This is a genomic window from Kurthia zopfii, from assembly GCF_003143955.1.
In the GTDB taxonomy this organism is placed as follows: domain Bacteria; phylum Bacillota; class Bacilli; order Bacillales_A; family Planococcaceae; genus Kurthia; species Kurthia zopfii.
Genome location: NZ_QFVS01000038.1, coordinates 14,365 through 27,347 on the forward strand (window position 1 = coordinate 14,365; position 12,983 = coordinate 27,347).

Below are 12,983 nucleotides of genomic sequence, written 5' to 3' on the forward strand. Positions count from 1 at the left end.
AAATAGTGAAAGCACTTTATATATTACACAAGCAGAATCGTCGCCTGAATTTAATACTAATTGCCGTCTCAATTGCATTTTTTGCGATTGTTTATTTTCTGATCTTACATATGATGCATACGAATGTTCCTGCAACTGCTGGCAAGTCATTCGATGGCCAAAATCGTTATAATATTACGGTTTTAGATAAAAATCCAGATGTTGAACAATTAAATAAATTTCATGAAGTGTTAGAGAATAATAAGCAAGTAACACTTTATAATGCTAGCCCTGTAAATCTTTCAATTGATGATTTTTCGGGTGGAGACGAGTTCACACCACCAAAAATGGAGGATGCGAATGGAACATCCCCTGTTTACGGGCTTCAAATAAATAAAGCTGCTCAAAAATTAAATCAAATTCAAATGGACTCTGGACGATTTTTTGATTCGAAAGAGTTTGAAAATTATAACGGTAAAGGTACTCTGCCGGTAATTTTAGGAAGTAGTTTCTTCACATTATATGATGTGAATGATGTGATTCAATTGAATGTACATGGTACGAAAGTTCAAGCGAAAATTATCGGATTCCTAAAAAGTGAACAGACATTAGTGACGCCTACATTGTCGCAATTATCTGCCAAACATCAAGTAATCATTCCAGCACAGGATTACACAGATGCGCTAGATTCTTCAAATGAATATATTCGTCAATCACTAATGGCTTCAGCGAATGCGATTCTTGTGACGAGTGCATCTAAAATTGGTATTCGAGATACGATGTTAGACGTATCAAAGGAATCAAATTATTGGAATTTTGCTATAGGTGGAGCAGGTGGAATGACCGTCAATTTATATAGCATAATGATTAAAGCAAACCCGATCTTAGTTGGATTACTATTACTAATCGGAATTGTTGGCATGGCAGTCCTGTTATTAAAAACACAAGAAGGACGCAATAAAAACAACAGAAAATTATTTGGCATCCTAATCAATAGCGGTATGGATGAAAGTAATATTAAACTATTTACGAAGATGGAAATTGGCCTTATTTTAGCAATCGGAATCTTAGTGCCATTAGTGCCATTCTTGGTCGTTTCGCAAATGGCGATTAAACTCGCAATCATCTATTTAGTTGTAAGTATCATCATTGCGACTTGTATCGTATTAGTTGTAAATAAAAGAACCAAAGTTGAAATGGAGAGAGAGCATGTCTAAAGTTCAATTAAAAAACGCGACAATTCTGCCTCATTTTAAAGGGTTAAATATAGCCGTCGAAAAAAGTACTTCATTAGCAATTAGCGGCACAAGTAAAAAGTATGTACTTGAAACAATTGGTTGTTTTCATAAATTGGAGTCAGGCTTTTATCAATTGGAATATCACCGTAACGAAACGAAGGATTTGAATGAATTAGCTGCTGTACGACTAGAAAAAATGGGATTTGTAGCAAGAGAAGATGAATTTATTGAAGGATTAACCGTGCTTGGAAACTTAGAGTTACCGTATTTCTTTCAATCGAAATCTTCAAAAATAACTGCTGCTAAACATCAACGAGTAGAACAATTAAGTCGCTTAATGGGCATGCATAATATTTTGCATGAAAAAGCAACGTTATTAGATTCTTATAAAGCGAAGTGTGCCTCGATTATTCGAGCATTGCTGAATTCGCCTTCGATTTTATTGTTAGAAGATCCAAGTGCGCATTTATCGACAGAGGAAACAGAATTATTATTAAATTTCTTAAATACTTTAAAAATTGATGGAGTTACTGTCATTATGAGTTCCGAGGACCCAATCATCATAGAACGTTGTGATCAACAGATCATAGTGGATGAGATTGGTAATTAGAAATACGAAGAAGTGGGTACTAATAGTTTAGAGGTGATCACCATGCAAGTTGATTTAAGGTCGAAAGCAATTCTAAACTATATCGCTTGGTGGAAAGCCGTTTGTAAAACACATCAAATTCAAACGCAGTATCATCAAGGGATTTGGCAAGCTTCGAGTGATGTTCCGAGCTATTATCCAGAGTTGATTTCTGCGAATGAACATATCGAATTTCCGCCATTGGCTCCACATATTTTAACGATTGTCGATAGTTATGCAAAGTTTCAAATTCCAGGTTTTACGAAGCTTTTTGAAGCGCAATGGATGGCGTCTTCTTCAGTCGTTCCGTATAGTGGCGAGTGGCTTTGGATACGTGACCCAGAACATTTCCCGCAATGGATTATTGCTTCAGGATTAGAAGGTATTATTTTGCCAACTATTTTAGATGATGATCATGTTGTAATATTTTATAAAGAAAACTACGGTGGCTTTTCAGCTTATGAAAGTGAGGGAGTCATCGGGGTATACAATATTTTCGGTGATGAACATGTGTATCAGGATATTCCGGCAGTTCTCGCAAATTTCTTCCCAGAACATCCAGTCATTAGTTATGAGGCGGGTGAACAGCTAGAAAAGGCGAAACATGTTGGATGGACGACGCTTGGCGCGATGAATATTTGGACGAGAATATTATAGGAGCGATTTTAGATGACGTAAAATAATCTAAAATTTAGCTCTTTTTTTATACTATTCTGAATAAATTAAGTAAAAAATATTCTAAAAATTCAGATATGTGGTATAATCAATTTTATTTTAGTTTAGGATGGGTGATATGGATGAAATCAAATAATGTTAAAATTTTAGACTGTACAATTAGAGATGGCGGCCTAGTGAATAACTGGGATTTCAGCGTCGATTTCGTTAGAGATACGTATGAAGCACTAAATGCTGCAGGTGTAGATTATATGGAAATTGGCTATAAAAACTCACCAGAATTAGTAGATGCAGAAAATAGCGGTCCTTGGAGATTTTGTGAAGATCGCTTTATTCAAGAAGTAATACCAGAAATCAAAACGACAAAACTATCAGCAATCGTTGATATCGGTCGTGTAAATCCAGATCATTTCGCTCCACAATCAGAAAGTCCGTTTACGATGATTCGTGTCGCTTGTTATTTAAAAGATATAGATAAAGGATTAGATTTAGTCGAAAGCTTCCACGACTTAGGTTACGAAACGACAATTAATATTATGGCTGTGTCGAATTCGATTAACTCGCATTTAGTGGATGCGCTTCAAAAAATCGAGGAAAGTTCAGTAGACGTAGCATATGTTGTCGATTCATTCGGTAGTTTATTCAATCGCGACATCGAGCATTTAGTGAATTTATTCAAACAATATGCACCATCGAAAAAACTAGGCATTCATACGCATAATAATTTACAAATGGCATTCGCCAACACATTATGCGGCATTGACTTAGGTGTGGAATACCTTGATACATCTGTATTTGGTATGGGGCGTGGCGCAGGGAACTGTCAGACAGAACTCGTGCTAGGTCATCTAACAGCTTCTCGCTATGATATGAAGCCGATTCTGAAATTAATTGACGAACGCTTCGTACCACTTAGCAAGGAAGTCGAGTGGGGCTACAATACAGCATACGCATTAACGGGCTTATTCAATGAGCATCCACGAAGTGCAATTGCAATGCGTAAAACAGAAGGAAAAGATCAGTTCTATAATTTTTTCAACAAGCTGACGAGCGTTGAAACACATTTAGATATTAAATAAATGAAAGAGCCGTAAGAGTCATCGCGGCTCTTTTTCTGTAGACTGATTACAAAAAAAGGTTATAATGTATAAAAAAGGAGGTAATCATGTGAATAAGAATAGTTCTGCATTGATTATTGGTTTAGCGATTATTATTAGTTTTACGATTCTTGGATTCTTTATCTCGTCAGCGATTAAAGAACAAAAAACAAAAGCGAGTAGTGAATCAGAAAATACATATGAATTAATTAATGTAAGTGAAAATAATATGATTATTTTTGATAAATCGACAGGAAAGTATTGGCGCAAATACATTGAAAGTAACGAAGGGCCAACAGAATGGGAAGAAGAAGTATCACCCGTCGGTAAATAATGAAAAGGCTGAGACATATAAATTATGTCTCAGCCTTTTTATTTAGCGCATATCTGTCAGTAATGAAGTCAATGAAGTAGCGACTCGCAATCGGTAACACTTTCTTATTTTTGTAAGCGATACTAATCGTACGAATGACAGGTGGTGTAATTTTCTTCGTCAAAATATGGTATGAACAACGACTTAATACGAGTTTAGGCAAAATCGAAATGCCCAAGCCTTGTTCGACCATCGCCATAATTGTGTAATCATCATACACTTTGAATTGCGTATTCGGTGTTAGTGCTGCTTTTTCAAAGAAATGCTGCGGCTCGCTATAATCTCCTTCATCAATTTGAATAAAGGGATCAACAATCAAATCCTTCAAATGAACTTCATCATGGTCTGCAAGTTCATGTCCATAAGGCAAGACAGCTAATAACTCATCCTGTGCCAATGGAATCGTCGTCAGGTCACCTGAAACAATTGGATTGACGAAACCAAAGTCGACACTACCTTCTGCTACCCATTTCGAAATACTCGTATATTCTCCTTGCTGTAATTCAAAATGAACACCCGGATAAAGTTGTTTAAAATCATGAATTAAAGTCGGAATCCAATTCGTCGATACACTCGAAAAAGTCCCGATTCGAATGAAGCCACTTTCCAACCCCTGCATTTCCTTATGTTTTTCACGTAACTCATAATGCGCATTACAAATATTTTTAATATATGGCAGTAATTGCTCGCCATCGGGTGTTAATGTAATGCCTTTGCGAGAGCGTATAATAAGCGTTGTATCAAGTTCCTTTTCCAAATTATTGATCATCTGACTGATGGCAGATTGTGTGTAGCCAAGTGATTCCGCAGCCTTTGTGAAACTGCCTAACTCGATTATTTTGATAAAAGATTCATAAATATTCATCTTTGCACCCCCTTGTATAAGTATATCTAATATAACCATTATAATTATTCGTTTTATTAATGTAAAAGGAGATGATAATCTAATAAAAACAAAGATTCAAAGGGAGTGTAAAAGTGACACAGCAGAGAGCAAATTTATTATTAGTGACCGTATCGATGGCTTGGGGAACTTCCTATATGTTCATGAAAGTAGTAGCTACAGACGTTCCACCATTGACGATCGTCGCTTTACGAAGTGTCATCGCATTCGTATTCATGTGGTTATTATTTTATAAGAGAATGATTCGTGTCAATTGGCAAACACTTAAATATAGCGCAATTGTAGGTGCATTATTATTCGGTATATTTGTTGGACTATTATTAGGAACGAAATATACATCTGCATCGACAGCAGGATTTTTAACGACTACGACAGTTGTACTCGTACCAATACTTCAAATGTTCATCACGCGTAAATTACCGAAAAAAAACATCGTCATTGGACTTGCTTTAGTCGGAGTGGGATTAGCATTTCTTACATTGAAAAATGGCCTATCAATTGAAATGGGGGCCGTTTATTGCTTAGTAGGTGCATTTTTATACGCAGTGCATATTATCGTGACGAATCGCTTTGTGAGAAAAGTAGATGTGTTACAACTAGGGATTTATCAACTAGGCTTCGGTTCGCTTTATGCAATTGTTGCAGCATTCCTTTTCGAAACACCTAGCTTACCAACAACCGCTATTTCATGGATTTCGATTTTAGGATTAGCGTTCATCTGCTCGGCATATGGATTTGTCATGCAGCCAATCGCTCAGAAATATACGACACCAGAAAATACAGGATTCTTATTTTCGTTAGAACCAATTTTCTCAGCTATATTTGCCTTCATCTTCTTAAAAGAAATCATGGGCGTGAACGGTTATATCGGTGCGGCTTTAATTATGGTCGGTGTAACGGTTGCCAATTACAACTCGAAGAAAAAATGTGCAATTGAAAAAATGGCCAGTTTACAAACGACATAGAAAAAAATAGGTACTTTCCATTCGATGATTAATGGAAGTACCTATTTTTTATGATTAGTAAAGGCGATTCAATGCTTTGTTCGGTACGTCTTTAGAATGAATGAGATCCCAAGAAGCAATGTATGTCCCTTTCGCATGTAATTTCAAATATGAACCTTCTTTTAAAACATTCGGCGTGTTGAAAGTTACTTTTCGCTTATGCCCATTTTCATCGACAACGGTCGTCGTATAAGTATGTAAGCCAGCGCGGTTTTTTGTGCTTTCAGCTATATGTGATTTCGCATAGACGATATCTTTTTCAACCCAAGGCATAAAACGGTCACCAGAGAAGGCGTAGACTGTCCCTAAAACAGTTCCAACTCCAATTGTGAATGTTAGTAGCAGTTTGAAGATTGTTTGCATAGTAAGGTCCTCCGCTTGTTTTTTGTATACCTCTCATTATATTGGAGAAAAGGACAAAGAAAAAAGGTCTTAGAGTGTAAACATCTCTCAGACCTCAGACTTAGTTCGCTATTTTTATCGATTCACAAATATTGCGAATTTCTTGTTGCTCCTCTAGTGTATAAAGGAGCTCATATTGTAACGAACGATCAATGAATGATTGTTCAAGCTCGTCATAAAGAACGAACTGCGGGCATACAGTGCCACGAACAATTTGAGCTGCTTTCTCTGCGTCAGCTTGTGAACAAAAAGCTTGAGCTTCTTCCACTTCAGCGACAAAACCAGATAGAGCATAATATCCTGCATCTGTAGAAATGACGAAATAATGCAACGCGTCTTCCACAAGATCACCTTCTTTTCTAAAAAACTGACGCTTTCTAGTCTATAAAAATTTCAACACATATGCAAATTTAATTTCTCGAAAATAACGATATATTTGAAAATGGGGGATAAAAATGAATTATTCAGCGCCAAAATCATTCTTTTTAAAAAGTGGGCCAAAAGCCGTCTTATTACTACATACATTTACAGGAACGACGATCGATGTACGTAAATTAGGCAAGTTTCTTCACGCGGAAAATTATACAGTCATGGCACCAATGTATAGTGGCCATGGTGAAAATGCCTTCACATTACTACAATACGGTGTAGAAGATTGGTGGGAAGATGTCCAAACTGCATATGAGTTTTTAGAAGATGAAGGTTTTGAAGATATTGCGGTAGTCGGCATTTCATTAGGAGCGGTATTAGCTTTGAAAGTGGCGGATGAGCTATCACCAAAAGCTTTAGTAACGATGTCATTACCTATGTCTAGAGATGAAGTGACATTGCGCAAACGAGTAGTTAACTACGCGAAGAATCATCAGCAGTACGAAGATCAATCGGCGGAACAAAAGGCGCAGGATCTCATCGATTTAAAAAAACATCCGATGTCGAATATTCTAGAATTCACAAAAATAATTGATGCACAGTCGATGAAAATTGATCGCATTCAAATACCAACTTTTGCACTTTACGGCATGCAAGATGATGAATTATATAAAAGAAGTGCAGAAAATTTAATTTCGAAAATCCAATCGGAGCAAAAACAATTAAAAGGATATGAAAAAGCAGGTCATTTAATGACATTTGGGGGAGATGCTGCAACGATTAATGCAGAGATCCTTGAATTCTTAAAAACGAGCTATTAACCGTAAAGAGAAAATAAAACACTTCAAAAAACCGGCGTATTTGAAAAATGGATATGTATTTCCAGTCGAATTATTAGTATGCTAGTTGTAAGAAAGAGTGATTTTATGAAAAAAATAAGTATTTACGCAATTATTGTATTCTTTTTAAGTACAGCATTCGTACCGATGAATGCAAATGCAGTAGCAGGACAGAAATTCACTGTGAAACTACAAAAATGTATTGATGGAGACACGGCGAAATTCTCTAAAATCGGTAAAGCGAGATTCTTGTATATCGATACACCAGAGTCTACAAATCGTATTCAACCATACGGTAAAACAGCTTCTAACTACACTTGTACAAGTCTAAAACACGCGAAGAAAATTCAAGTGCAATATGACGGACCTAAAAAAGACAAGTATGGTCGTACATTAGTGTGGGTATGGGTTGATGGTAAGCTACTTCAAAAGAAATTGATCGATAAAGGTTATGTTAAAGGTTTTTATGATTATGGCACATATTCATATGAAAAGACTTTAAGAAATGCACAAGCAAATGCGAAGAAAAAACGCGTCGGTATTTGGAGTAATCCAAAGAAAAACTTAGCAACTTCAGTAGCAAAACCAGCGAAGAAGCCTGCAAAAAAACCAGCGAAAAAACCAGTAGTAAGTAACAAAACAAACTTCAAAAACTGCACAGAATTAAGAAAGTATTATCCAAATGGAGTACCAAAAGGTCATAAAGCATATCAAGCTAAAATGGACCGAGATAAAGATGGGTATGCTTGCGAAAGATAGTGAGTTTAAAAGCGGAAATAATAAATTTCCGCTTTTTTTATTTCTTATTTTTTAAAGAAATAAAGTGATTCTATAAGAATTATGGGGATGTTTTGTTAAAAGTTGAATTATCAAAATAATTAAAATAATTGTTTCTTTACGACTAGATAAAATTGTATCTATTTGATAGAATTGTAAGAAATTACAGGAGTAATTTAATAATATTTGAGGTGAGTATGTTGTTAGTAGTCAGAAAGATGGAGAAAGATGATGTTCGAAATGTGCGAGAAATCGCCATTAATAGTTGGGAAAACACGTATAAAAGTATAATCCCTGAAATCATACAACGAGATTTTTTAGATATGGCATACAATGAAGTTGTGTTAAAAAATAGACTTGAAAATTCACCGTTTTATATAGCGGAATTGGATGGCGAATTAATAGGTTTTGCGAACTTTTCGAATGTGAAAATGGATGGAGCAGTGGAATTATCAGCGATTTATATGAAGCCAGGTTTCGAAAGTAGGGGCGTAGGGACGATGCTTTTAAACCGAGGGATTGAAGAGCTAAAACCAAAACGTATATATGTAAGCGTAGAAACTGAAAATACGAGTGGTATGAATTTTTATAAAGCGAGAAACTTTAAGTTTGAAAGTGAATATGATGATAATTTTAATGGTCATATTTTAAAAACAACTCGCTTATTTTTAGAACAATAATAAAGAGTGTGCGATTTGCACACTCTTTCATTTTACATATGTTTATGAAGTTGTTGATCTGTGAATTCTTTGTAAAGTGAATGGGAAGCATAAAGTTCATCATGTTTACCAAAACCAGTTATTTCCCCATGTTCAAGGAAGATAATCTGATCGGAATCAATGATGGTTGAAAGTCTATGTGCAATGACGATTGTTGTGCGACCTTGCATTAAATCAGCGAGCGCTTGTTGCACCACTTGCTCCGACTTACTATCTAAACTAGAAGTTGCTTCATCTAACATAAGAATTTTAGGATTTCTAAGGAATGCTCGAGCAATTGCCAAACGTTGACGTTGACCACCTGAGAGTTTCATACCACGTTCGCCAACTTCCGTATGAATCCCTTTTTCTAATCGATGAATGAATTGATCTGCATAAGCCATTTTGATAACCTCTTCAATTTCATCATCGGTTACGGTGCGTTCTAAACCATAGGTAATATTGTCGCGAATTGTACCCGCGATAATCGGACTTTCCTGCGATACATAACCAATTTGAGTACGCCATGATAGTAGCGAGTAGTCTTGAATATTCGTAGAACCTAAAGTAATCTCGCCGGATTGAGGGATATAAAAACGTTCGAATAATGAGAATAGCGTTGTTTTCCCACTACCACTAGGGCCGACAATCGCAGTGACCTTACCAGGTTCAACATCGAATGAAATATTTTTGATGACAGGCTCTTTGTCTGGATAACTAAATGCTACATCTTTAATATGGATTGTTTGGTCCATATGCTCAACTTCTTTCGTACCATCTACTTCTTCTTCTTCTGTTTCTAAAATCTCGATAATGCGTTCAGTCGCACCTGATGCTTTTTGGAATTGTGTGAAGAACTCAGCAATTTGAGCCATAGGCATAATAATTTGGAATAAGTACATGATGAAGGCAACTAAAGCACCTGCCGATAGAGCGCCAGTTGAGACGCGCATACCTCCGTAACCTAGTAAGACCACAAGAAGTACCATCATGACTAAGTTCATAATTGGGCCAACTAATGAATTGATTTTGGCTTCTTTTAAGCCGTAAATCCATAAATTATGAATTCCTTTTTTACCGTTATTGTATTCGATTTTTTCTGAGTTTGAAGATTTAACAAGTCTTATTTCAGAAAGCACCTGTGTTAGTAAAGCTGTGAAAGTACCCGTTTCAGCTTGCATCGCTTTTGAAATTTTAAACATTTTCATGCCAAGTGGAACGAGAATTGCTGCTGCTAGAGGAATCGCGATAAACATAGCGGTTGTCATGCGCCAATCTAAAATAAATAGGACGATAATAGAACCAATGATTGAGATGATTCCGGCGATGAAGCTTGCAAGATGATCTGAAATCAATGTTTTAACAATGGTCGTATCATTCGTCATTTTACTTACAGTTTCACCCGAAGGATGCTCGTCGAAATAATTAATCGGTAAAACTAAAAGTTTTTTCCATAGTTGATCACGAATACCTGCAACTACAGTTTGCCCAATGCGATTAAGTAGATAAATCGAGAGTCCACCTGAAATAGCTTGCAATAAAATTGCGCCGACTAGGATGGTGATTGTAAGTGCATTTAAGGAATCGAGTGTAAAATCATTCACTAAATTTTTTGTGAAGAGGGGAACCATTAAGGATACTGCAGTCGTCCCAAGTGTAAGTAACATTGCGACACCCATAAGTAGTTTTGGTGGTTTTGTGCTGCGGATTAACTGGATGAATTTACGCCAATTTTTCGGTTGTTTTTTTTCGTTCATTTTTTTCGTCCTTTCAAATTTCTACATTTATTATGGCTGAAAAGACATAAAAAAAGCTACTCATAGACGAGTAGCTTTGTGTAATTCGAACTTATTTTAAGAAATCAGGTTCTTCGAATGCTGGGTTCGGGTATTTATAGAATCCTTCACCTGTAGCAATCCCCAATTTTCCTTTGTCGATGTATTCTGCTTTAATCAACTCAGCGATTTTTGCAGCTGTTGGGTTGTTAACAGCGTGTGCAGCTACAATATTGTAGGCAGTTTCAAGACCAACAACGTCTAAAATTGCGAATGGGCCACGTGGTGCGCTAGTAGCGATCATCCAAGTTTTATCAATTGTATGTGGATCTGCAACACCATGAGCGTAAAGCGATTGTGCAGCGTTTAAGAAAGGAACTAGTAATGAATTTAAAATATAACCAGGTTGTTCTTTAAGAATATGAAGTGGAACCATACCGATTGCACGAGCAAATTCGATTACTTGTTCTTCATATTGTTTATCAGTAGCGTCATGTCCCATGATTTCAGCTGTGTTGTTTTTCCAAATTTCGTTTGCAAAGTGTAAAGCTAAGAATTTTTCAGTACGATCCGTGAATTGACGGAATTGACTTGGAATCATTGTTGATGAATTCGTAGCGAAAACAGTTTTAGCTGGAGCAACTTTAGATAGTTGTTCGTAGAAACCTTGTTTAATATCAAGGCGTTCAGGAATTGCTTCAATTACTAGGTCAGCATTTTGAACAGCTTCACCTAAATCTGTATAGAATGATAAGCGACCTAGAGCAGCTTCTACTTCAGCATCATTTTGAGCAACATCATTTTTATAAATAATTGCTAATTTATTGGCACGTTCTTTAGCAGCTTCAATTGCTGCGTCGTTGATATCATAAACATTTACTTCGAAACCTTTGAAAGCTGTTTGGAAAGCGATTTGACTACCTAATACGCCACTACCTGCTACTGTAACATTTTTGAAATTCATAAATAAAAACTCCTTTGTTATATATTAGTTTCATGAAGATTGATTCCCTTTTTTCATTAAATTTAATCTGAAAAGGAATATAATGCGAGTATATTATAAAATAAATAAAAAAGCTAGTAAGTGCTTACTTTTATTTATTCAGGGTAAAGTATAATAGAAAAGATTTAAAGATTCTAGGAGTGAGGACAATGAGTATTATTGAATTAGAAAGACAATTACTACACTATTCATATGATGAGTTTGAACAAATTTTAGATGATGAATTCATTGAATTTGGTACAAGTGGCAAGAAATATAATAAAGTGGATCAATTAAATGCGATTGGAAAAGATGCTGAATTGACGGAAGTATTTTTCGATGTCGTAGATTTTCAAGAAAAAAATGTAAGCGATGATGTAATCTTAGCGACCTATAAAACAATTAATAAACTAACAAAACAAGAAGTATTACGTAGCTCTCTATGGCGCTTTAATGGTGGGAAATGGCAATTATTCTTCCATCAAGGCACAAAAATATAATAGAATAGTATCTGTAAAATACCAAATAATTTCCTGTCGTTTACTAGTCTTTTTTAGACAAATTAAAGAGAATAGGTTATAATACTATTAATAATGAAATTGGCTCATCGTATACAATACATTCATCTATATGAAGACTTGTATTACACGGTCTTTCTATAGTTGTTTTTTTAAGTCCGGTTGAACAATACTATTATTGAATTCATTAATAGGAGGTCATTCACTATGACACAAGGTACAGTTAAATGGTTTAACGCAGAAAAAGGTTTCGGTTTCATCGAAGTTGAAGGTGGAAACGACGTATTCGTACACTTCTCAGCTATCCAAGGCGACGGTTTCAAAACTTTAGACGAAGGTCAAAAAGTTGAATTCGAAGTTGAAGAAGGTAACCGCGGACCACAAGCTACTAACGTAACTAAACTTTAATTTTTAAAGTTTGTCCGTAAAAGCGGCTCTCATTTTGAGAGTCGTTTTTCTTTCCTTAAGTTTTCCAATTAATTCACTATATACTATAAAATGGGGTGTATTTTATGGAGATGTATTTCTATTATTTGGTGACAGGTTTTATAATCGCATTGCCAGTTGGTGCGATGACTGTCGAAATGACAAAACAAGGGGTGAACTACTCGCCACTTAGCTAAACCTTGCGGTTCTTCACGCTTGAAGTGGGAGCTTCTTGGGAATAGAGCGTACTTGCAAGTGTATTTCTTTACTTGCAGCGGTTTCTCTTATTTGACCGAGCT

16 protein-coding genes are annotated in these 12,983 nt (G+C 35.9%); 11 read left to right on the forward strand and 5 right to left on the reverse strand.

Going from position 1 to position 12,983, the window contains the following annotated elements:
• The first annotated feature begins 5 nt into the window (after window positions 1-5).
• The 5 genes from DF281_RS12100 (at window position 6) to DF281_RS12120 (ending at window position 3,951) form a co-directional block, all read left to right on the forward strand.
• Window positions 6-1,196, forward strand: a complete 1,191-nt coding sequence (locus DF281_RS12100) for an ABC transporter permease (RefSeq protein ID WP_109350522.1) — start codon at window positions 6-8, stop codon at window positions 1,194-1,196.
• On the forward strand, window positions 1,189-1,827 hold the full coding sequence (locus DF281_RS12105; protein ID WP_109350523.1) for a P-loop NTPase family protein: 639 nt from the start codon (window positions 1,189-1,191) through the stop codon (window positions 1,825-1,827). The genes DF281_RS12100 and DF281_RS12105 overlap by 8 nt, the downstream gene beginning before the upstream one ends.
• A gap of 42 nt (window positions 1,828-1,869) precedes the next feature.
• A complete protein-coding gene (locus tag DF281_RS12110) occupies window positions 1,870-2,502 on the forward strand; it encodes a hypothetical protein (protein ID WP_109350524.1) in 633 nt (210 codons plus the stop codon).
• 140 nt (window positions 2,503-2,642) lie between these two features.
• Entirely contained in the window at window positions 2,643-3,599 is a 957-nt protein-coding gene (locus tag DF281_RS12115) for an aldolase catalytic domain-containing protein (protein WP_109350525.1), read from the forward strand.
• 88 nt (window positions 3,600-3,687) lie between these two features.
• Window positions 3,688-3,951: a hypothetical protein gene (locus DF281_RS12120; RefSeq protein ID WP_166636138.1), complete on the forward strand. Its 264-nt coding sequence runs from the start codon at window positions 3,688-3,690 to the stop codon at window positions 3,949-3,951.
• Between the two features lie 22 nt (window positions 3,952-3,973).
• On the opposite strand, the gene DF281_RS12125 is transcribed toward DF281_RS12120, so the two are convergent.
• Window positions 3,974-4,855 carry a LysR family transcriptional regulator gene (locus DF281_RS12125; RefSeq protein ID WP_109350527.1) on the reverse strand — a complete coding sequence of 294 codons (882 nt, stop codon included), beginning with the start codon at window positions 4,853-4,855 and terminating at the stop codon, window positions 3,974-3,976.
• A gap of 113 nt (window positions 4,856-4,968) precedes the next feature.
• Between DF281_RS12125 and DF281_RS12130 the strand changes: the two genes are divergently transcribed.
• Window positions 4,969-5,859, forward strand: coding sequence for a DMT family transporter (locus tag DF281_RS12130; RefSeq protein ID WP_109350528.1), 891 nt, complete (start codon window positions 4,969-4,971; stop codon window positions 5,857-5,859).
• Window positions 5,860-5,913: 54 nt separating this feature from the next.
• On the opposite strand, the gene DF281_RS12135 is transcribed toward DF281_RS12130, so the two are convergent.
• Together DF281_RS12135 and DF281_RS12140 are read right to left on the reverse strand one after the other, a co-directional pair.
• Window positions 5,914-6,261, reverse strand: a complete 348-nt coding sequence (locus DF281_RS12135) for a YxeA family protein (RefSeq protein WP_109350529.1) — start codon at window positions 6,259-6,261, stop codon at window positions 5,914-5,916.
• A gap of 100 nt (window positions 6,262-6,361) precedes the next feature.
• Complete coding sequence (locus DF281_RS12140; RefSeq protein WP_109350530.1) at window positions 6,362-6,643, reverse strand: hypothetical protein; 282 nt, start codon at window positions 6,641-6,643, stop codon at window positions 6,362-6,364.
• Window positions 6,644-6,755: 112 nt separating this feature from the next.
• Between DF281_RS12140 and DF281_RS12145 the strand changes: the two genes are divergently transcribed.
• The 3 genes from DF281_RS12145 to DF281_RS12155 all read left to right on the forward strand — a co-directional run bounded on the left by DF281_RS12145 (window position 6,756) and on the right by DF281_RS12155 (window position 8,965).
• Window positions 6,756-7,490: an alpha/beta hydrolase gene (locus DF281_RS12145; RefSeq protein WP_109350531.1), complete on the forward strand. Its 735-nt coding sequence runs from the start codon at window positions 6,756-6,758 to the stop codon at window positions 7,488-7,490.
• A gap of 105 nt (window positions 7,491-7,595) precedes the next feature.
• Window positions 7,596-8,267: a thermonuclease family protein gene (locus DF281_RS12150; protein WP_166636137.1), complete on the forward strand. Its 672-nt coding sequence runs from the start codon at window positions 7,596-7,598 to the stop codon at window positions 8,265-8,267.
• Between the two features lie 236 nt (window positions 8,268-8,503).
• A complete protein-coding gene (locus tag DF281_RS12155) occupies window positions 8,504-8,965 on the forward strand; it encodes a GNAT family N-acetyltransferase (RefSeq protein WP_240605549.1) in 462 nt (153 codons plus the stop codon).
• Window positions 8,966-8,997: 32 nt separating this feature from the next.
• On the opposite strand, the gene DF281_RS12160 is transcribed toward DF281_RS12155, so the two are convergent.
• Both DF281_RS12160 and DF281_RS12165 read right to left on the reverse strand, forming a co-directional pair.
• Window positions 8,998-10,740, reverse strand: coding sequence for an ABC transporter ATP-binding protein (locus tag DF281_RS12160; RefSeq protein WP_109350534.1), 1,743 nt, complete (start codon window positions 10,738-10,740; stop codon window positions 8,998-9,000).
• A 91-nt stretch (window positions 10,741-10,831) separates the two neighbouring features.
• Complete coding sequence (locus DF281_RS12165) at window positions 10,832-11,722, reverse strand: 3-hydroxyacyl-CoA dehydrogenase (protein WP_109350535.1); 891 nt, start codon at window positions 11,720-11,722, stop codon at window positions 10,832-10,834.
• Between the two features lie 188 nt (window positions 11,723-11,910).
• Between DF281_RS12165 and DF281_RS12170 the strand changes: the two genes are divergently transcribed.
• Both DF281_RS12170 and DF281_RS12175 read left to right on the forward strand, forming a co-directional pair.
• Complete coding sequence (locus DF281_RS12170) at window positions 11,911-12,240, forward strand: nuclear transport factor 2 family protein (RefSeq protein ID WP_109350536.1); 330 nt, start codon at window positions 11,911-11,913, stop codon at window positions 12,238-12,240.
• Window positions 12,241-12,465: 225 nt separating this feature from the next.
• On the forward strand, window positions 12,466-12,666 hold the full coding sequence (locus DF281_RS12175) for a cold-shock protein (RefSeq protein WP_068450358.1): 201 nt from the start codon (window positions 12,466-12,468) through the stop codon (window positions 12,664-12,666).
• The last annotated feature ends 317 nt before the right edge of the window (window positions 12,667-12,983 follow it).

Bases quoted from the DNA above. Each gene is read 5' to 3' on its own strand.
- DF281_RS12115 (WP_109350525.1), top strand. From the start codon at position 2,643: ATGAAATCAAATAATGTTAAAATTTTAGACTGTACAATTAGAGATGGC.
- DF281_RS12155 (WP_240605549.1), top strand. From the start codon at position 8,504: ATGGAGAAAGATGATGTTCGAAATGTGCGAGAAATCGCCATTAATAGT.
- DF281_RS12110 (WP_109350524.1), top strand. From the start codon at position 1,870: ATGCAAGTTGATTTAAGGTCGAAAGCAATTCTAAACTATATCGCTTGG.
- DF281_RS12160 (WP_109350534.1), bottom strand. From the start codon at position 10,740: ATGAACGAAAAAAAACAACCGAAAAATTGGCGTAAATTCATCCAGTTA.
- DF281_RS12105 (WP_109350523.1), top strand. From the start codon at position 1,189: ATGTCTAAAGTTCAATTAAAAAACGCGACAATTCTGCCTCATTTTAAA.
- DF281_RS12150 (WP_166636137.1), top strand. From the start codon at position 7,596: ATGAAAAAAATAAGTATTTACGCAATTATTGTATTCTTTTTAAGTACA.
- DF281_RS12125 (WP_109350527.1), bottom strand. From the start codon at position 4,855: ATGAATATTTATGAATCTTTTATCAAAATAATCGAGTTAGGCAGTTTC.
- DF281_RS12145 (WP_109350531.1), top strand. From the start codon at position 6,756: ATGAATTATTCAGCGCCAAAATCATTCTTTTTAAAAAGTGGGCCAAAA.
- DF281_RS12165 (WP_109350535.1), bottom strand. From the start codon at position 11,722: ATGAATTTCAAAAATGTTACAGTAGCAGGTAGTGGCGTATTAGGTAGT.
- DF281_RS12170 (WP_109350536.1), top strand. From the start codon at position 11,911: ATGAGTATTATTGAATTAGAAAGACAATTACTACACTATTCATATGAT.
- DF281_RS12135 (WP_109350529.1), bottom strand. From the start codon at position 6,261: ATGCAAACAATCTTCAAACTGCTACTAACATTCACAATTGGAGTTGGA.
- DF281_RS12175 (WP_068450358.1), top strand. From the start codon at position 12,466: ATGACACAAGGTACAGTTAAATGGTTTAACGCAGAAAAAGGTTTCGGT.